Below are 18376 nucleotides of genomic sequence, written 5' to 3' on the forward strand. Positions count from 1 at the left end.
CGGCTTATTGTGCGCTGGCTTGACGGATCTGCTCGGCAGAAGCCAGTTGCATGTGCATGAATTCGGCGTGCTGCTTGAACTGCTGGCGCACCTTGGCGGAAATTTCGTTCGCTTCGCTCTTGGCGATCACGGTCTGGGGATCCTGGTGGACGCCGTTGACACGGAACTCGAAGTGCAGGTGCGGACCGGTGGCCCAGCCTGTCGCGCCCACTGCGCCAATCGACTGGCCTTGTTCCACGGGCTGCCCCTTCTTGACGTCAATGCGGCTCAGGTGGGCGTAGACGGTGACATGGCTGCTGTTGCTGTGCTTGATGAACACCACATTGCCAAAACCGTTTTGCCAGCCTGCAAACTCAACCACGCCGTCGCCCACGGTACGTACCTTGGTGCCGGTGGCGGCGGCAAAGTCCGTCCCCAGGTGCTTGCGCCAGGTGTTGTGGATGGGGTGCATGCGCATGGCAAAGCCGCTGCTGACGCGCGAGAACTCCACGGGGGAGCTCAGGTAGGCGCGGCGCAAGCTGGAGCCGTCCATGGCGTAGTAGGAGCCACGCTTGCCGGGCTCCTGGAACCACATGGCCTGGTACAGCTTGTCGCGGTTGTGGAATTCTGCGGCCAGCACGCGGCCCGAGCGCAGGAATTCGCCGTCGGCTTCCAGGGTTTCGTAGATGACGGAGAAGCGGTCACCCTTGTGCAAGCGGTGGAAATTGACCTCTTCAAAGATGTCGGCGATCTGCACGGCCACGGCATCGGGCAGGCCGGCGGCATCGGTCGCGGCGAACAGGCTGCTGTGGATGGTGCCACCCGCCAAGCGGGTGCTGGTGGTCAGTGGTGCGCTGGACACGGTGGCGCTGAACTTGCCGTTGGCATCGCGCTCCAGCACCAGGCGCTCGAAGTTCTGGCTGGTTTCGTCCTGGATCCAGCGCACGGTCAGCTTGCGCAACTGGTGGTCGTTGCTGGCTTCGGCGGAGACCAGGCGGCCATTGCGGCTGAACAGGTGCTGGCGGGCCAGCTCATTGCTGCGCAGGAAGGCGGAGGCGCCCGGATCGGCAATGCCCAGGCGCTGCAGCAAGGACTCGGCGGTGTCGCTGGCGCGGGTGTAGTCGGTGCGATAGAGCGAGAAATCGTTGAGGTCCGTCAGGTCCGCCAACGTACTGCCTTCCACCAACGAGGGGACGGTCTGCGTGAGTGTGCGAACCGGCAGTTCAGCGGGGTCTGGACCCAGCGAGGCCACAGCAAACGCGCCGCCGCCTGCGCTGAGCATGAGGGCGGCGATGGCTGCGGTGAGTCGCTTGGGGTGTCGCTGAATGGACCGGGCCAGCTGTGCAAGCAAAGCACTGCCGGCAGAAACTAGGCTGTTATTCAAAACATGGTTCCCGGAAGTGGCGCGTACCCTGAGAAGACAAACGACCATGTGAGTGACGGGATACGCTTTCTGTCAGCATAGTTGCCATTGCGCTGTATGCCAATGGCCGGCCGACTAGAATTCGTCACTGCAATCGAGCCCGAAGTATAGCGGGGGCAATACCCCCCGTGCTGGAAAAAACCCTTATGAATCAAAATGCTGTTACAACATACCCGGTCACCGAGGCTGTAAGACAAGCGCTTGAAGTCACGTTGCGTGGTGTGGATGAGCTGCTGCCCCAGGAGGAATGGGCACAGAAACTGGCGCGTTCGGAGGCCACGGGCGTGCCTTTGCGCATCAAGTTGGGGCTGGATCCTACGGCGCCGGACATTCATCTGGGGCATACGGTGGTGCTGAATAAGATGCGCCAGCTGCAAGATCTGGGCCACCAGGTGATCTTTCTGATCGGCGACTTCACCACGCTGATCGGCGACCCCTCGGGCCGCAACTCCACCCGCCCGCCGCTGACGGCCGAGCAGATCAAGGTGAACGCCGAGACCTATTACACCCAGGCCGCCAAGGTGCTGGACCCGGCCAAGACCGAGGTGCGCTACAACAGCGAATGGTGTGACCAGCTGGGCGCGCGCGGCATGATCCAGCTGTCAGCCAAGTACACCGTGGCCCGCATGATGGAGCGCAACGACTTCCACACGCGCTTCACCGAAGGCAGCTCCATCAGCCTGCACGAGTTCCTGTACCCGCTGCTGCAAGGCTATGACTCGGTGGCGCTGCAGGCCGACCTGGAACTGGGCGGTACGGACCAGAAGTTCAACCTGATGATGGGGCGCCATCTGCAGGCTGAATATGGGCAGGCGCAGCAGTGCGTGCTCACCATGCCGCTGCTGGTGGGCCTGGACGGCGTGCACAAGATGTCCAAGTCCAAGAACAACTACATCGGTATCACCGAGGATGCCAACACCATGTTCGCCAAGGTGCTGTCGATCTCGGACGACCTGATGTGGGACTGGTACACCCTGCTGTCCTTCCAGAGCCTGGAACACATCGCCCAGCTGAAGGCCGAGATTGCCGCTGGCGGCAACCCCAAGCACGCCAAGGTGGCCCTGGCCAAGGAAATCACCACGCGCTTCCACAGCGCGGCGGCGGCCGATGCGGCCGAGCAGGATTTCATCAACCGCTCCAAGGGTGGCATTCCCGACGACATCCCCGAGCTGAGCCTGTCCGGCGCGCCCCTGGGCATCGGCGCTTTGCTCAAGCAGGCCAACCTGGCGCCCTCGACCAGCGAAGCCAACCGCCTGATCGATGGCGGCGGCGTGCGCGTGGATGGCAACGTGGTCAGCGACCGCGGCCTGAAGCTGGACGCCGGCACCTTCGTGGTGCAGGTGGGGAAGCGCAAGTTCGCGCGTGTGACGCTGGCGTGATGCGCGGGGCGCCCTGGGGCCCCGGGTGTGCGGCAGAAGGCGGTATCTGGAAGCAGGTGCCGCCTTGTTTTTTTCAAAACCAGGAGCGGTTGGCGCTGGCTGAAAAAGGTGTTCAAGGTCTTTGGCCTTGGAAAGTGCCGTTCAGCAAACGCTGGGTGCTTCGCTGGTGATAGCGCCCGGTGCACCCGCCTGGGCGATGGCCGCCTGCAAAAAGGGCACGTAGGCGCGGTCCTCCAGCAGGATGTGGTGTAGCAGCCAGTGCTTGAGAAAGGCCATGGCCTTCAGGTCCACCTCTTCCCCGGCCTCGAAACGCAGCAGCCAGTGCATGGCCTGGGTGGTGAACTGGCCATGCTCGGCCGTGTGCGCCGTCGCCTGCGGGTAGCCGTAGCGCTGGAACATGACCTCTTCCTCGATGAAGTGGTTGTGCGTGTACTCGACCAGGCCCTCCAGCACCTCGCCGACCACCGCGCGGTCCGGGATGGGGTTGTCGAGTTCGTCGTGCAGGGCGTTGATCAGCGCCACCAGGTGCTGGTGCTGGTCGTCAACATGGGGGATGCCCAGCATCAAGTCGCTGGACCACGGCATGAAGGTCATGGGCTCTCCGAATCGGTGAAACATGGGGTGGGGTGGCCCTGCGGCGCACAACGCCTGCCCAGGATGCATAAAGTGCCGGCGCCTTCCAATGGGGGCAGGGCGCTGGCGCAGCGTCTGTCTGACGGACATCAAACGCCGGGCGGCGCGGTGTGGGCTGCGTCCCACGGGACGGTCGCGGCGGCCGGGCGCGTGATAATCGAAGACCATCGCCAGCGCTGGTCTGGCTTCACTGTGAGTTGATTGCGTCCCATGTCCCTGAATGCACTCCCCCTGGATATCGTCGTCATGGCTGCCGGCAAAGGCACCCGCATGAAAAGCCGCACCCCCAAGGTGCTGCAAAAGCTGGCGGGGCGGGCCTTGCTGCAGCACGTGCTGGACACGGCGCAGCAGTTGCAGGCGCGCTCGGCCGTGGTGGTGACGGGCCATGGCGCTGCAGAAGTGGAAGCAGTCATCACCGGCGCAGCGCGGGCTGACAGTCATTTGGACCTGAAGTTCGTGCGCCAGGAACCTCAGCTGGGCACGGGCCACGCCGTGCAGCAGGCCGTGCCGGTGCTGGCGCGCGACGGCATGGTCGTCATCCTGTCGGGCGACGTGCCGCTGACCCAGGCCGACACGCTGGCCGCGCTGGTCGACGCCGCTGCGGGCCAGCGCATGGCGCTGCTGACGGTGTCGCTGGACAACCCCACGGGCTATGGCCGCATCGTGCGCAATGCCGCCGGCACGGTGCAGCGCATCGTGGAGCAAAAGGACGCCAGCGAGGCCGAGCGTGCCATCACCGAGGTCTACAGCGGCATCATGGCCGTGCCGGCCCAGCGCCTGGCGCAGTGGCTGGGCCAGTTGAACAACCACAACGCCCAGGCCGAGTACTACCTGACCGACATCGTCGCCATGGCCGTGGCCGACGGGGTGGAGGTGGTGGCACACCGCATCACCGACGCGGTGCAGGTCGCCGGCGTGAACAGCCCCTTGCAACTGGCCGAGCTGGAGCGTGCCCATCAACTGCGCGCAGCCCATGCCCTGATGGAGCAGGGCGTGCGCCTGGCCGACCCGGCGCGCCTGGACCTGCGCGACGACGTGCGCGGCACGCCGGCGCAGTTGCGCTGCGGTCAGGATGTGGAGATCGACGTGGGCTGCATCTTCACCGGCCGGGTGGAGGTGGGCGAGGGCGTGCGCATTGGTGCCTACTGCCACATCAGCAATGCCCAGATCGCCGCCGGCGCGGTGATCCACCCCTTCACCCACATCGACGGCGAGAAGCTGGGTGCTAGCGTGGGCGAGGGGGCGTTGGTCGGCCCGTTTGCCCGCCTGCGCCCCGGCGCCGAGCTGGGCCGCGAGGTGCACATCGGCAACTTTGTCGAGGTCAAGAACTCGACCCTGGCCGACGGCGCCAAGGCCAACCACCTGGCCTACCTGGGCGATGCCACGGTGGGTGAGCGCGTGAACTACGGCGCCGGCAGCATCACCGCCAACTACGACGGCGTCAACAAGCACCGCACCGTGATCGAGGCCGATGTGCACGTGGGCAGCAACTGCGTGCTGGTGGCGCCGGTGACCCTGGGCGCGGGTGGCACCGTGGGCGGTGGCTCGACCATCACCAAGAACACCCCGCCCGGCACCCTGAACGTGGCGCGCGGCAAGCAGGTGTCGATTGCCAACTGGCAGCGCCCCACCAAGCAGCCCAAGGCCTGAGGCGCCATGCACCCCGTGTTGCCGTCGACCCTGGAGGAGGCCCAGGCCGTGATTGCGCGCCAGCAGCAAGAGCTGGCGCAGTTGCAGGGCGCGCACGAGGCCTGGATGCGTGCCGTGGCGCACGATCTGCGTGCGCCGCTGCGGCATGTGCTGTCGTTCGCCCCGCTGCTGCGCGAATCGGTGGAGGAACTGGCGGCGGCTGCGCCCCAGGCCGCCGACGCCGTGGCCGATGCGCGCGAGTTCACCACCACCATGGAGCAGTCGGCGCGCAAGATGTCGGCCATGCTGGACGGCATGGCCCAGGTCTCGCACGCGGCGCGGGCGCCCTTGGCCCTGGGCCTGATCGACTGGGGCGTGGTGGCCCGGCATGTGGCGCAGCGCTGGCAGGCGACGCACCCGCAGGTGCAGTGGTCGCTGCCCGAGGCCCCGGTGCCCGTGATGGCCGACGCCGCGGCGCTGCAGGCCCTGACCGAGGCGGTGCTGCACAACGCGGTCAAGTTCTCGGCCCGCCAGGCGCAGCCCGTGGTCCGTCTCAGCGCCCAGCCCCTGGACGATGGCTGGTGGCGCCTGCAGGTGCAGGACCATGGCGTGGGCTTTGACCGCCAGCGTGCCCAGCACCTGGGGGAGCTGTTCCAGCGCATGCACCGGGACGCAGAATTTCCCGGGGTCGGCTGTGGCCTGGCCCTGGTGCAGACCGTGGCGCAGCGCCATGGGGCGCGGCTGGCCATCGAGGCCCAGCCGCAGGCCGGCTGCACCGTGTGCATCGATTGGCCGGGCGCACTCTGAATTTGTGCCGAAAGTGGTTGTGACGCGCTTGTTGCCTGCGCAGGCAGCTATGGGTTTTGTGGCGCCAGCGGCGGCAGGTGCGGGCTGAACTTGGCCCGCCGGGTGGCAAAGAAGCTCTTCACATTGCGCACATTGCCCTGGGCGGTGAACAGCCGCTGCGACAGCGCCAGGTAGGCCGGCATGTCGCGGCAGGCGACGACCAGCACGAAATCAGGCCCGGGCGAGACGCGCCAGCACTGCTGCACCCCATCCTCGGCCACGGCCAGGGCCTCGAATGCCTGCAGCGCTTCGGCGTGCTGGCGCTCCAGCGTCACCTCAATCAGGGCCTGCAGCCCGTGGCCGACCAGCGGGGCCAGCACCTCAGGGCGCACGATGGCGACCTGGCGCTCGATCAGCCCCAGCGCATGCAGGCGGCGCACCCGGCGCAGGCAGGTCGGGGGCGAGATGTGCAGCAGCTCGGCCAGGCGCAGATTGCTTTGCCCCGCGTCGCGCTGCAGCAGGTCCAGCAACTGCAGATCGGTCAGGTCCAGGCTGCCATCAGGTGTTTGAATTTCATATTTCATTGAAAATTGGAATTAAATTTCTTGAATGATTTTTGATGAAATTTAATTTCTGAAACTGTGAAAAATAGATCATAAGTTTTGTGGCGATGCTTTTAGCATCGGTCCACCTTCCAACCCTTTCGGAGTTCCGCCTATGTGTGGCATCGTCGGCGCCGTTTCTACGCGCAACATCGTTCCTCTGCTGGTGCAAGGCTTGCAGCGCCTGGAGTACCGCGGCTATGACTCGTGCGGCGTGGCCGTGCACCGCATGGTGGCCGGCAGCCCCATCAGCCAGGGCCTGCAGCGCGCCCGCAGCACGGCGCGCGTGGCCGAGCTGCTGGAGCAGGTCACCACCGACGACCTGCAGGGCCTGACCGGGATCGCCCACACCCGCTGGGCCACGCACGGTGAACCGGCCGTGCGCAACGCCCACCCGCATTTCAGCTATGGCCCGGGCGAAACCGTGGACGGCGGCAAGCCCGCGCGGGTGGCGCTGGTGCACAACGGCATCATCGAGAACTACGAGGCGCTGCGTGCCGACCTGCAGGCCAAGGGCTACATCTTTGCCAGCCAGACCGACACCGAGGTGGTCTGCCACCTGGTGGACAGCCTGTACGACGGCGATCTGTTCGAGGCTGTGAAGGCGGCGCGCGCCCAGCTGCATGGCGCCTATGCGATTGCCGTGATGCACAAGGACGAGCCGCACCGCGTGGTCGGCGGGCGTGCGGGCTCGCCCCTGGTGTTGGGCGTGGGTCAGGACAACAGCGAATTCTTCCTGGCCAGCGACGCCATGGCCGTGGCCGGCGTGACCGACCAGATCGTCTATCTGGAAGAGGGCGACCTGGTGGACCTGCAGCCCGGCCGCTACTGGATCAGCAACAAGAGTGGCCATGCCGTGCTGCCCGAGCAGCGCCCGGTCAAGACCGTGCACGCGCACAGCGGTGCCGTGGAGCTGGGCCCTTACCGCCACTACATGCAAAAGGAAATCTTCGAGCAGCCGCGCGCGATTGGCGACACGCTGGAAGGCATCGTCAACATCGCCCCCGAGCTGTTTGACGGCGCCGATGGCACGGCGGCCTGGCGGGTGTTCCAGGAGATCGACAACGTCCTGATCCTGGCCTGTGGCACCAGCTATTACAGCGGCTGCACCGCCAAGTACTGGCTGGAAGGCATCGCCGGCATTCCCTGCAACGTGGAAGTGGCCAGCGAATACCGCTACCGCACCAGCGTGCCCAATCCCCGGACCCTGGTGGTCACCATCAGCCAGTCGGGCGAAACGGCGGACACCCTGGCCGCCCTGCGCCATGCGCAGAGCCTGGGCATGGCGCACACGCTGACCATCTGCAACGTGGCCACCAGCGCCATGGTGCGCGAGTGCAAACTGGCCTACATCACGCGGGCCGGCGTGGAAATCGGTGTGGCGTCGACCAAGGCCTTCACCACGCAGCTGGCCGGCCTGTTCCTGCTGACCCTGGCGCTGGCCCAGTCCAAGGGCAAGCTGACCGAGGCCAAGGAGCAGGAGTACCTGACGGCGATGCGCCACCTGCCCGTGGCCCTGCAGTCGGTGCTGGCGCTGGAGCCCCAGGTGGTCAGCTGGGCCGAGAACTTTGCCAAGCACCAGAACGCGCTGTTCCTGGGGCGTGGCATGCACTATCCGATCGCGCTGGAAGGGGCGCTCAAGCTCAAGGAGATCACTTACATCCACGCCGAGGCCTATCCCGCTGGGGAACTCAAGCACGGTCCGCTGGCGCTGGTCGACAGTTCCATGCCGGTGGTGACTGTGGCGCCCAACGACGAGCTGCTGGAAAAGCTCAAGAGCAACATGCAGGAAGTGCGCGCGCGCGGCGGTGTGCTGTATGTGCTGGCCGATGCCAAGACCAACATCGACAACGCCGAAGGCCTGCACGTGATCCGCATGCCGGAGAACTACGGCGCCCTCAGCCCCATCCTGCACGTGGTGCCGCTGCAACTGCTGGCCTACCACACGGCCGTGGCGCGCGGTACCGATGTGGACAAGCCCCGCAACCTGGCCAAGAGCGTGACGGTCGAGTAAGCGGCGCTGCGGTCACGTGGTGTGGGAGGTCCTCGTGGTGTGTCCACCGGAAGCTGCGCGGTCAGCAAGCCGGTGCCACATACGGCGTCGCCTGCCTGCCCGTGGCGTGGGAGGCTGCGCCAGGGCGAGGGGCCTTCGCCAGCGCGGGGTGGCTGGCTGGTGGCGGCGATCAAGGCGTGTTGCCAAGCTGCCAGCAAATGGCAGCTGGCTCGGTGACACCATGTGGTGATTCGAGGGCTGCTGGCCAGTGCTGCGAGATCAAGCGCTCCATCGGGGCGCTTTTTCTTTGGGGTGAAGAAGCCACCGTGATGCGGACGGCCGTGTACTGCCTTGTGCCATCGGCAGAGACACAAGGCCCCGGTGGACCAGGAGCGGATGTGCCTGCCTGCATGGCAGCCGTCCCACGACGCGAAGTGACGTCCTGTGTTTCTTTTGCTCCAAAAAAGTTCCAAAAATTTGTACAAGCTTTACAATCCACTTTGGAACTGAGAATTATTCTTGGTTGCATTAGCTGCCAGCCCACGGTTTTCCGTTCTAGCCACAGCACTTCTTGTTGCCCGTGGTTGAGCGCGCTGTGCGGTTTCCATCGGGTCTTCCGTGGTTTCCGTATTTGAGTCGCTCATGTCCGCTCGTTCTCTCCAGTCCCGCCGCCACGCTGTACCAGGCCGCCTGCATGCCTGTGCTCTGGCCGCTGCGTTGTTGTTTGTCTTTGCCGAGTCCAGCTGGGCGCAAAGTGCACCGCCGGCTGGCGATGCCGCTGTTCTGGGCGAGGTGACGGTGACCGAGCAATCGGCCCCCAGCGTGTACAGCGAGGCCCGGGACTCGTACGTGCCCAAGGCGGTGGAGGTCGGTAAGGCGGCGCAAACGCTGCGCGAAATTCCCCAGTCCGTCACGCTGGTGACCCGCCAGCGCATGGATGACCAAGCGCTGCGCACGCTGGACGATGTGATGCAGCAGACGACCGGGGTGACGCGCGAGGAGACCTGGCTCGATACCACCTACCTGTCGCGCGGGCTGCAGATCACCAACATCCGCTATGACGGCGGTGCAGCGGGCTCTACCCGTTCGGGCAGCCGCAGCCTGGACATGGCGCAGTTCGACAGCGTGAGCCTGCTGCGCGGCGCGGACGGGCTGTTTGGCGCGGGCGAAGCCGGCGGCGTGATCAACTTCACCTACAAGCGCGCGCTGGCCCAGCGGCAGACGCAGGTGCTGATGTCGGGCGGCACGCTCAACAACTACCGTGCCGAAATCGATGGCACCGGGGCCCTGAATGCCGAGGGCAGTTTGCGTGGGCGTTTTGTGGCGGTCCACCATGACCGCAGCGAAATGGCCGATCCCTCGCGCCTGAAGCGGCAGATGCTGTATGGCGTGCTGGAGCTGGATGTGGGCACCGACACGCTGCTGATGCTGGGCGGCAGCTACCAGAAAGACCGCAACACGGGCTTCAATGCCAGCCTGCCGCGCTATGCCAACGGCAGTGACATCGGCCTGCCGCGCGACACCAACATGGGCGCCCCCTGGAACTGGATTGCGCGCGAGAACAAGACCGTGTTTGCCAAGCTGGAGCACCAGCTCTCCAACGCTTGGCAACTCAAGGCGCAGCTGCGGCACACGCGCTTTGAGGAAGGCGTGAACGCGGCGGAAATTGAAGGGACCCCCGACCCCGTCACCCTGCAGGGGACCGACTGGTGGATCCACCAAAACCAGTCCCGCGCACGGGAAACCAGCCTGGACATGCACCTGCAGGGCGGGTTCGACGCCTGGGGCCGGCGCCATGACGTGATCGTGGGCTGGGACATGCAGCGCACCAACGATGTGGTGCGCAGTCTGTGGCCCAGAATCGGCCCCGCCGACATCTTTGACCGCACGCCACCCGCGGACCCGGGCTACCCCCTGGGCAACTGGACCAGTGGTTCGCAAACGCGCAACCAGAAGTCGGGGCTGTATGGCTCGCTGCGCCTGCGGCCCGTGCAGGACTGGGCGGTGGTGCTGGGCGGGCGTTACACGCTGCAGGACCGTAACACGCAGCATGGCATGGATGGCGCGCTGAATGCGCAAAGCCGTGAAAGCCATGTGTTCGTGCCCTACGCTGGCGTGGTCTATGACCTGTCGAAGACCATCAGTCTGTATGCCAGCACGGCAGAGATTTACCAGTCGCAGGCCGGCAAGTTCTCGGCACCCTTGCCGGGCACACCGCTGGACCCGGTGCGGGGGCGCACCTATGAGCTGGGGATCAAAGGCGAGTGGACCAAGGACCTGATCGCCAGTGCTGCCCTTTTCCGAACCGAGAAGAAGGGGCAGGCAGTGGTCGACCCCGCTTACCCACAGACCGACTGGCGCGGGGGCTGCTGCTATTTCCGCGATGGCTACCAGTTGAGCCAAGGCATCGACTTGGAGCTGACCGGCCGCGTCACCCCCAATCTGCAGGTGGCCGTGGGCTACACCTTCAACCACAACGAAGACAAGCGCCAGGGCGATGCCCAGTTCAGCACGGTCACGCCGCGCCATCTGTTCAAGGCCTGGGCCGACTACCGCCTGGGGGGCGCATGGCGCGGCTGGAGCATGGGCGCGGGGGTGGTGGCGCAGAGTGCGCATTTCCGCGCCAGCGGCATCAATGCCTACAACCCGGGGACGGGGCGCTATGACGGCGCGTGGACGCCGTACCAGTTCACATCGCCGGGCCACGCCGTCTGGTCCGCACGCCTGGGCTATGCCGTCAACCCGGACTGGAGCATCGCCATGAACGTGGGCAACCTGTTCGACAAGACCTACTACAGCACCGTGGGCTACGCCGGCTATGGCAATTTCTATGGCGAAAAGCGCACGGTGACCGTGACCCTCAAGGGACGTTTCTGAGCGGGGCATGGACATGAGTCAAGCAAGGACCCGCCAGTCGGGCGTGGGTTGGACGTGGCGTGCCCTGGTGGCGGTCCTGGGGGGCTATGCCCTGGCCAGTGCCTGGGCGGTGCTGTGGGGGGCGTGGGATGCCGCGCGCGTGGACGGCATCCTGGCGGGCGAGCAGACCGGCTGGCTGGTGTACGTGGCTGCCATGATCTGGGCGTTCTCCCCGGTGGCGCTGGCCCGGGTGGTGGGCGTCTTTGCGGCGGCCACCCTGGGCCTGTTGCTGGCGGCCGCGTGGCTGTCGCAGCTGGGGGGGTGAGCGATGCAGCAACCTCTCCCTCGTAGCGGTGCGGCGCAAGGCGGATGGCGGCAGGCACAGGCCTGGCTGCACACCTGGTGTGGCCTGTGGTGCTCTTGGCTGCTGTTTGCCATCTTTCTGACCGGCACCTTGGCGGTCTTTGCCGAGCCCATCACCCACTGGATGACCCCGGAGCACCATGCCGAAGAAGCGGCAGCGCAAGTCTCCGACAGCGAGGCCGAACCGACGGGCACCCTGCACCAGCGCCTGGCGCGGGGCCTGGCCTATATGGCGCAGCAGCACCCCGGGGCCGGCATGTGGGAACTGTGGCCTGCCGATGCCCGCGGCGCGGGCGAGCTGCGCGTGTACTGGCTGGATGCCCAAGGCCAGTACGTGGCCGCCCAACTGGACCCGCGCACCGGCGCCCCCTTGCCAGAGTCCAGCCACCCGCCACTGCGCCAGACCCTGGGGGGGCACCACTTTGTCAACTTCCACTACGAACTGCACGCCGGCCGGGTGGGGTTGTGGATCGTCGGGGTGGCAGCCCTGGCGATGCTGGTGGCCCTGGTCAGCGGCGTGATCACGCACCGGCGCATCTTCAAGGACTTCTTCACCTTTCGCCCCGGCAAAGGGCAGCGCAGCTGGCTGGATGCCCACAATGCCGTGGCGGTGCTGACGCTGCCCTTCCAGCTGATGATTGCCTATACCGGGATCGCCCTCTCCGGCCTGACCTTCATGCCGGCCGGCATAGCGGCGTACTTTGGTGCCGGCCAGGAAGGCACGCGCACTTTTCTGGCCGCCCTCAACGAGCCAGGCAAGCCCCAGCGCACAGGGCACGCCATGGCGGTGCCGGAACTGGAGCCTTTGGTGCTGCGCGGGCAGGCCTTGATGGGGCAGCCCGTGCGCGCGGTGGTCATCGACCACCCCGGTGATGCGGCTGCGCGGGTCGGTGTCTATGGCTGGAACGACGCCGACGGCACACGCCAGCGCCTCAGTCCGACCAGCGGCATGGCCATGTTCTCGGCCGCCACGGGGGACGTGCTGCAGGTGCGCCAGCCGGGCGAGGTGGATGGTGGCACGCCGTCACTGGTGCAGTCCGTGCTGGGCGGCCTGCACATGGTGACCTTCGGGGGGCTGGCGCTCAAGTGGGTCTACTTCGTCTGCGGCCTGGCCGGCAGCGCCATGATGGCCACGGGGGCGATCTTGTTCGTGGTCAAGCGCCGGGCCAAGCACCTGGGCGAGTTCGGCAGCGCGACCGCGGCGGTCTATCGCCTGATCGAAGGGCTCAATGTGGCGGCGGTGGCCGGCTTGGCGGTGGCCTGTATCGGCTTCCTGTGGGCCAACCGCCTGGTCCCCCTGGGGTTGTCCCACCGGGATGACTGGGAGCTGGCGGTGTTCTTCGGCCTGTGGGCGCTGGCCGTGCTGCATGCCTGGGCGCGTCCACCGGCTGCGGCCTGGCGCGAACAGCTCGGCGCTCTGGCGCTGCTGTGCCTGGGGCTGCCCGTGCTGAACTTCATGACCACGGGTGACCACCTGGCCGCCCACTTCCGGGACGGGGATTGGGAAAGTGCCGGTGTCGAGCTGTTTGTGCTGGCGACCGGTATCGCGGCCGCCGCCGTCGTGCGCCGGTTGCACCGTGCCCCTGCGGCGCAATCCAGACGCAGCGTCTCGGTGGCCCGCAAGGCCACCGGATCCATCGCACAGCCGGAGTCGGGCGTATGAGCATGTGGCAAGCCTCGGTGATTGCAGGGCTGCTGGCCTTGGGCGGCATGGCGGCGCTGGCATGTGCCATGGACCGCCACTACCCGCAGTGGTCCGGACAGGACGAGATTCCGCTGCCGCTGTGTGTGCTGCTGCGGGGTGGGGGCCTGCTGCTGCTCACCAGCGTCTGGGTGCCCTGTGTGCTCGGCTGGGGGGCTTCGGTCAGCACGGTGGCCGCCCTCGGGTTTTGGTCCCTGGGGGCGCTGCTGACGGCGGGTGGGATGTCGTGGTCGCCGCCCTGGACGGTGCGTGCCGGCGCGACCGCTGCGTTGCTGGGGGCGGCGGGCTGCGTCCTGGCGTGGCTGTGAGGGGCGCCGTGGCCGATTTGGCAGGCCTTGATGCAAGGCGGGCGACGGCCTGTGGCGGCCGCGTGGACTGGTCCACGGCGCGAGCCGATCAATTTTTCTTGAAAGTGCCGCTTTGATGCAGCTTGGTGGAATGAAGCGTTGGGCCGTGACGGCCTTGGTGGTTGTGGTGGGCGCTGGGTGCGTGTTGTGGGCGGCCAGCCGGCCCAGCACGACGTACCAGACAGAGCCGGCGGTGCGCGGCGATGTGGAGGCCACGGTGACGGCGATTGGCACCTTGCAGCCGCGCCGCTATGTGGATGTCGGGGCGCAGGTGTCGGGGCAGATCACGCGCTTGCTGGTGGCCCCGGGCGCCACGGTCGAAAAGGGCGCCTTGCTGGTCGAGATCGATCCCAGCGTGCAGCGCGCCACCGTGGATGCCGGGCGGGCCTCGCTGGCAGGTCTGCGCGCGCAATTGGCGGAGCAGCAGGCCCAGCACCGGCTGGCCCAGCAGCAGTGGGACCGCCAGCAGCAGATGGCCCGGGACGGCGCGACGCGCGAAGAGGATGTGCAGTCGGCCCAGGCCCAACTGGCGGGCGCGGCGGCGCGCGTCGAGCACCTGAAGGCACAGATCGCGCAGACGCAGGCCACGCTGCAGGCCGACGAAGCCCGCCTGGGCTATACGCGCATCTACGCCCCGATGGCCGGGACCGTGGTGACGGTCGAGGCCCGTGAAGGGCAGACGCTCAATGCCACCTACCAGACGCCCAATATCCTGCGGATTGCCGATCTGACGGCGATGACGGTCTGGACCGACGTGTCGGAAGCCGATGTGCGCCGGGTGAAGCAAGGCATGCCGGTGTACTTCACCACCCTGGGCAGTGCGGGCCAGGATCAGCCGCGCCGCTGGCACAGCCATGTGCGCCAGGTCTTGCCTGCGCCGTCGGCCAGCCAGGCAGCGGCCGGTGCCGTGGCGGGCGCGCCAGCGCCGGCCACCAAGGCGGTGGCCTATACGGTGCTGTTCGACGTGGACAACCTGGATGCCGAGCTGATGCCGCAGATGACCGCCCAGGTGGTCTTTGTCACGGCCCGCGCCGAGCAGGTGCTGACCGTGCCCCTGGTGGCGGTGCAGCCAGGGACGCAGGAGGGCGAGCAGGTGGTGCGGGTCCTGAATGCACGTGGACAGCCAGAGCCGCGCACGGTGCACACCGGGGTGCGCAGCCGTCACCGGGTGGCCGTGCCGCAGGGGCTGCAGGAGGGCGAGCCGGTGGTCACGGGCGAAACGGTGAACGCGGGCGGGCTGCGGTGGCTGCAATGGTGAGTGCCGACGCCGCAGCACTGCCGATGGCCGCAGACGACACGGTGCCCTTGATTGCCCTGCGCGGCATTGGCAAGCACTACGGCGGTGGCTGTGGTGGGCCGCCGCAAGTGACCGTGCTGCATGGCATCGACCTGGAGATTCACACTGGGGAGTTTGTGGCGGTGGTGGGCAGCTCGGGATCGGGCAAGTCCACGCTGATGAATATTTTGGGATGCCTGGACCGCCCCAGCCACGGCAGTTACCACTTTCAAGGCCAGGATGTCGGGCTGCTGGATGCGGACGCCTTGGCCTGGCTGCGCCGCGAAGCCTTTGGCTTCGTGTTCCAGGGCTACCACCTGATTGCGAGCGAGACCGCCCAGGAGAACGTGGAAATGCCGGCCATCTATGCCGGCCTGCACCAGGACGCACGGGCGCAGCGGGCCCTGCAGTTGCTGGCGCGGCTGGGGCTGGAGGCCCGGCGGCACAACCGGCCCCACCAGCTGTCGGGCGGACAGCAGCAGCGGGTATCGATTGCGCGCGCGCTGATGAATGGGGGGCATGTCATCCTGGCCGATGAACCCACCGGGGCCCTGGACTCCCACAGCGGGGCCGAAGTCATGGCGCTGCTGCACGAACTGGCCGATGCCGGGCACACGATCGTGCTGATCACGCACGACCGGGCGGTGGCGGCCCAGGCACGGCGGGTGATTGAAATCCACGACTGCCGCATCGTCAGCGACAGCCGGGAGCCTGCTTCGTCGCCCCGGGAAGCGGCCTTGGCACTGCCCCCAGCACTGGCACGGACGCCTGCGACCCCGGCGGTCTGGTGGGCCGATCTGCGGGAAGCGGCACGCAGCGCCTGGCGTGGCATGATCATCAACCGGGTGCGCACCAGCCTGACCTTGCTGGGGATTGTGATTGGCGTGGCCTCGGTGATCGTGATGCTGGCGATTGGTGAAGGTGCACGCCGCCAGGTCATGGAGCGCATGGGCACCATGGGCACGGCCATCCTGTACATGGGCAGCAAGCCCCCGGCCACAGGCGGGCCGGCAGGGCAGTTGACGGAGGAAGACCTGCAGGCCGTGCGCGAGCTGGCAGAGATTCGGCGCGTGCTGCCCGTGATCGGTGACCCGGTGACGGTGCGGTACGGCAGTGTGGACAAGCAGCTCTATGTGTTTGCGGCCAGCGAGGAGATGCCGTCCGTCCACCACTGGTCGGTGGCGCAAGGGCGCTTTTACACCGCCGCGGAAGACCACGACCTGGCCCCGCTGGTCGTGCTGGGGCACAAGGCTTGGCAGCATTTATTCCCCGATACCCCCCATCCCTTGGGCCAGCAACTCATCATCGGCACTTCGGCATTTGAGGTGATCGGGGTGATGAGCGAGCGCGGCGCGGAGTCTGGGGCGCAGGACTATGACGACATGGTGTTCATCCCCTACAACGCAGGCCGCGCCCGGGTCTACCAAAGCCAGGCCCAGCCGGACTATGTGGTGGTGGAGGCCATGTCTTCCGCGGACGTCCACGCGGCAGAAGCCGCCATGCGGCAATTGCTGATCGCCCGCCATGGCGGGCGGGAAGACTTTGGCATCGGCAATGCGGCTGCGCGCATCCAGGCGGAGGCCGCCACCCGCCAGAGCATGGCCATGATGCTGGGCCTGATTGCCGCCGTCTCGCTGGTGGTGGGCGGCATCGGCGTGATGAATGTGATGCTGATGACTGTGAAGGAGCGGACGCGCGAAATCGGCATCCGCATGGCCGTGGGGGCGCGCCAGCGCGACATCCTGCGGCAGTTCCTGACGGAGGCCAGCCTGGTGACCCTGGTCGGCGGCAGCGCCGGTCTGGTCGTGGGGCTGGCGCTGGGGGCGGTGCTGATCGCTGTGGGGGTGCCGGTGGTGTTTTCCGTGCGCGCCATGCTGGGTGCCTTCGCCTGTGCGGTGATCACCGGGCTGGTCTTTGGCTACAAGCCCGCGCAGACGGCCGCCTGCCTGGATCCGGTGCGGGCTTTGGCAGGAGAGTAGGAATGCAGCGATTTACCATCGCCGGCGGATGTGCGGCGGTCTTGGCCTTCACGGGATGCACCGCACCCGTGGCGGACACCGCCCACTGGGCGCCGGCCCTGCCTGCACAGTGGCAGCAGGCCTCACAGGGGGGCTTGTCCGGGGTTAGCCGGACCTGGTGGCGCAGCCTGGGCAGCGCCGAACTCGATGCCCTGGTGGCCCAGGCCGAGCGTGACAGCTGGGATGTGGCCGCAGCCACCGCCCGTGTGCACCAGGCGGCCGCCAGTGCCCGCCTGGCGGGGGCTCCGCTGCTGCCGGAGTTGACCGCCGGCGTGGAGGCACGCCGGGAAGACCGCCTCGGTGGCCAGGCCTCGGTCAGCGGCTCGCGCTATGGGGGCAGCCTGTCGGCCAGCTACGAACTGGACTTCTGGGGGCGCAACCGGTCTGCACGGGCTGCGGCCGAGTCGGCGTGGCGGGCCAGTGCCCATGACCGCGACACCGTGCGCCTGACGGTCACGGCAGGCGTGGCCAGTGCCTGGCTGCAAGCGGTGGCGCTGCGCGAACGCGCGGACATTGCCCAGTCCAATCTGCGCGCAGCGGAACGCTTGCTGCAACTGGTGGACGCCAGGGTACGGGCGGGGGCTGCTTCGCCGCTGGACCTGGCCCAGCAGCGCGGGCTGGTGGCCACACAGCAGCGCAGCCTGGCCCTGCTGCAGCAGCAGAGGGCCCAGGCGCAAACCACGGTGGGCATGCTGCTGGGGCAGGCGCAGGATCTCCCCATCGCGGCACGCAGCGTGATGGCGTTGCGGCCCTCGGCGCTGGATGCCGGGCTGCCCGCGGCATTGCTGGTGCGCCGCCCTGACGTGGCACGGGCGGAAGCGCAGCTGGCCGCGGCGCACGCCGACGTGGCGGCCGCCCGCACCGCCTTGCTGCCGCGCGTGACGCTGACTGCCAGCCTGGGCAGTGGTGATGACCGGTGGCATCGCCTGTTCGACAACCCCCTGTACACGCTGGCCGCCGGTCTGGTGGCTCCGGTCTTTGATGCGGGGCGGCTGGCGGCGGGGCACGAGCGGGCACAGGCCCGACAGGCCGAACTCCTGGCCACGTACCGGCAGACCATCGTCCAGGCCGCAGGGGAGGTGCAGACCTCACTGCACACCCTGGCAGGGGTGGACGAGCAGATCCAGGCACAGGGGCAAGAGCTGGAGCAAGCGCAGCGTGCACTGGTGCTGGCCGAGGTGCGCTACCGCGCCGGTGCGGAAAGCCTGCTGGTTTTGCTGGAGACACAACGCGTGCTCTACGCGGCCCAGGACCAGTCGGTGCAACTGCAGCTGGAGCGCTTGCAGGGCCATGTGGCCTTGTACAAGGCCCTGGGCGGCGGGTGGTCCTCCGAGGTTTTGACGGACGCGCCGCCCTCGTAGCGGGCGGTAGGCATGGCCCGCCGCATGCT

The 18376-nt window shown here is 67.3% G+C and carries 14 protein-coding genes; 11 read left to right on the forward strand and 3 right to left on the reverse strand.

Annotated features, from left to right (window positions below):
* Window positions 1–4 precede the first annotated feature (4 nt).
* The gene (locus FYM52_RS10695) at window positions 5–1363 is read right to left on the reverse strand and encodes a peptidoglycan DD-metalloendopeptidase family protein (RefSeq protein WP_370513833.1); all 1359 of its coding nucleotides are present in this window, start codon (window positions 1361–1363) and stop codon (window positions 5–7) included.
* Between the two features lie 185 nt (window positions 1364–1548).
* On the opposite strand from FYM52_RS10695, the gene tyrS reads away from it, so the two are divergent.
* The gene (gene tyrS / locus FYM52_RS10700; RefSeq protein ID WP_154164075.1) at window positions 1549–2781 is read left to right on the forward strand and encodes a tyrosine--tRNA ligase; all 1233 of its coding nucleotides are present in this window, start codon (window positions 1549–1551) and stop codon (window positions 2779–2781) included.
* A 141-nt stretch (window positions 2782–2922) separates the two neighbouring features.
* On the opposite strand, the gene FYM52_RS10705 is transcribed toward tyrS, so the two are convergent.
* Window positions 2923–3375, reverse strand: coding sequence for a bacteriohemerythrin (locus tag FYM52_RS10705; protein ID WP_154164076.1), 453 nt, complete (start codon window positions 3373–3375; stop codon window positions 2923–2925).
* A gap of 249 nt (window positions 3376–3624) precedes the next feature.
* On the opposite strand from FYM52_RS10705, the gene glmU reads away from it, so the two are divergent.
* Together glmU and FYM52_RS10715 are read left to right on the forward strand one after the other, a co-directional pair.
* Window positions 3625–5064, forward strand: a complete 1440-nt coding sequence (gene glmU / locus FYM52_RS10710) for a bifunctional UDP-N-acetylglucosamine diphosphorylase/glucosamine-1-phosphate N-acetyltransferase GlmU (protein WP_154164077.1) — start codon at window positions 3625–3627, stop codon at window positions 5062–5064.
* Between the two features lie 6 nt (window positions 5065–5070).
* Window positions 5071–5850, forward strand: a complete 780-nt coding sequence (locus tag FYM52_RS10715) for an ATP-binding protein (RefSeq protein ID WP_154164078.1) — start codon at window positions 5071–5073, stop codon at window positions 5848–5850.
* A 47-nt stretch (window positions 5851–5897) separates the two neighbouring features.
* Here the strand turns inward: FYM52_RS10715 and FYM52_RS10720 are convergent, their stop codons facing one another.
* On the reverse strand, window positions 5898–6413 hold the full coding sequence (locus FYM52_RS10720; protein ID WP_154164079.1) for an Lrp/AsnC family transcriptional regulator: 516 nt from the start codon (window positions 6411–6413) through the stop codon (window positions 5898–5900).
* 133 nt (window positions 6414–6546) lie between these two features.
* Between FYM52_RS10720 and glmS the strand changes: the two genes are divergently transcribed.
* From glmS to FYM52_RS10760, 8 genes are all read left to right on the forward strand, one after another.
* Entirely contained in the window at window positions 6547–8445 is a 1899-nt protein-coding gene (gene glmS / locus FYM52_RS10725) for a glutamine--fructose-6-phosphate transaminase (isomerizing) (protein WP_154164080.1), read from the forward strand.
* A 621-nt stretch (window positions 8446–9066) separates the two neighbouring features.
* On the forward strand, window positions 9067–11301 hold the full coding sequence (locus FYM52_RS10730) for a TonB-dependent siderophore receptor (protein WP_154164081.1): 2235 nt from the start codon (window positions 9067–9069) through the stop codon (window positions 11299–11301).
* A 7-nt stretch (window positions 11302–11308) separates the two neighbouring features.
* Window positions 11309–11605: a hypothetical protein gene (locus FYM52_RS10735; RefSeq protein ID WP_238826177.1), complete on the forward strand. Its 297-nt coding sequence runs from the start codon at window positions 11309–11311 to the stop codon at window positions 11603–11605.
* A gap of 3 nt (window positions 11606–11608) precedes the next feature.
* Window positions 11609–13306 (forward strand): PepSY domain-containing protein, encoded by a 1698-nt coding sequence (locus FYM52_RS10740; RefSeq protein WP_154164082.1) that lies wholly within the window; start codon window positions 11609–11611, stop codon window positions 13304–13306.
* Window positions 13303–13653 (forward strand): DUF3325 domain-containing protein, encoded by a 351-nt coding sequence (locus FYM52_RS10745; protein ID WP_154164083.1) that lies wholly within the window; start codon window positions 13303–13305, stop codon window positions 13651–13653. The genes FYM52_RS10740 and FYM52_RS10745 overlap by 4 nt, the downstream gene beginning before the upstream one ends.
* 115 nt (window positions 13654–13768) lie before the next feature.
* Complete coding sequence (locus tag FYM52_RS10750) at window positions 13769–14950, forward strand: efflux RND transporter periplasmic adaptor subunit (RefSeq protein WP_154164084.1); 1182 nt, start codon at window positions 13769–13771, stop codon at window positions 14948–14950.
* 23 nt (window positions 14951–14973) lie between these two features.
* Window positions 14974–16947, forward strand: a complete 1974-nt coding sequence (locus tag FYM52_RS10755) for an ABC transporter permease (protein WP_154164085.1) — start codon at window positions 14974–14976, stop codon at window positions 16945–16947.
* A gap of 2 nt (window positions 16948–16949) precedes the next feature.
* Window positions 16950–18347: an efflux transporter outer membrane subunit gene (locus tag FYM52_RS10760; protein WP_154164086.1), complete on the forward strand. Its 1398-nt coding sequence runs from the start codon at window positions 16950–16952 to the stop codon at window positions 18345–18347.
* The last annotated feature ends 29 nt before the right edge of the window (window positions 18348–18376 follow it).

Origin of the sequence: Comamonas sp. CAH-2 (assembly GCF_009668305.1) — a bacterium.
GTDB classification, from domain to species: domain Bacteria; phylum Pseudomonadota; class Gammaproteobacteria; order Burkholderiales; family Burkholderiaceae_C; genus Comamonas; species Comamonas aquatica.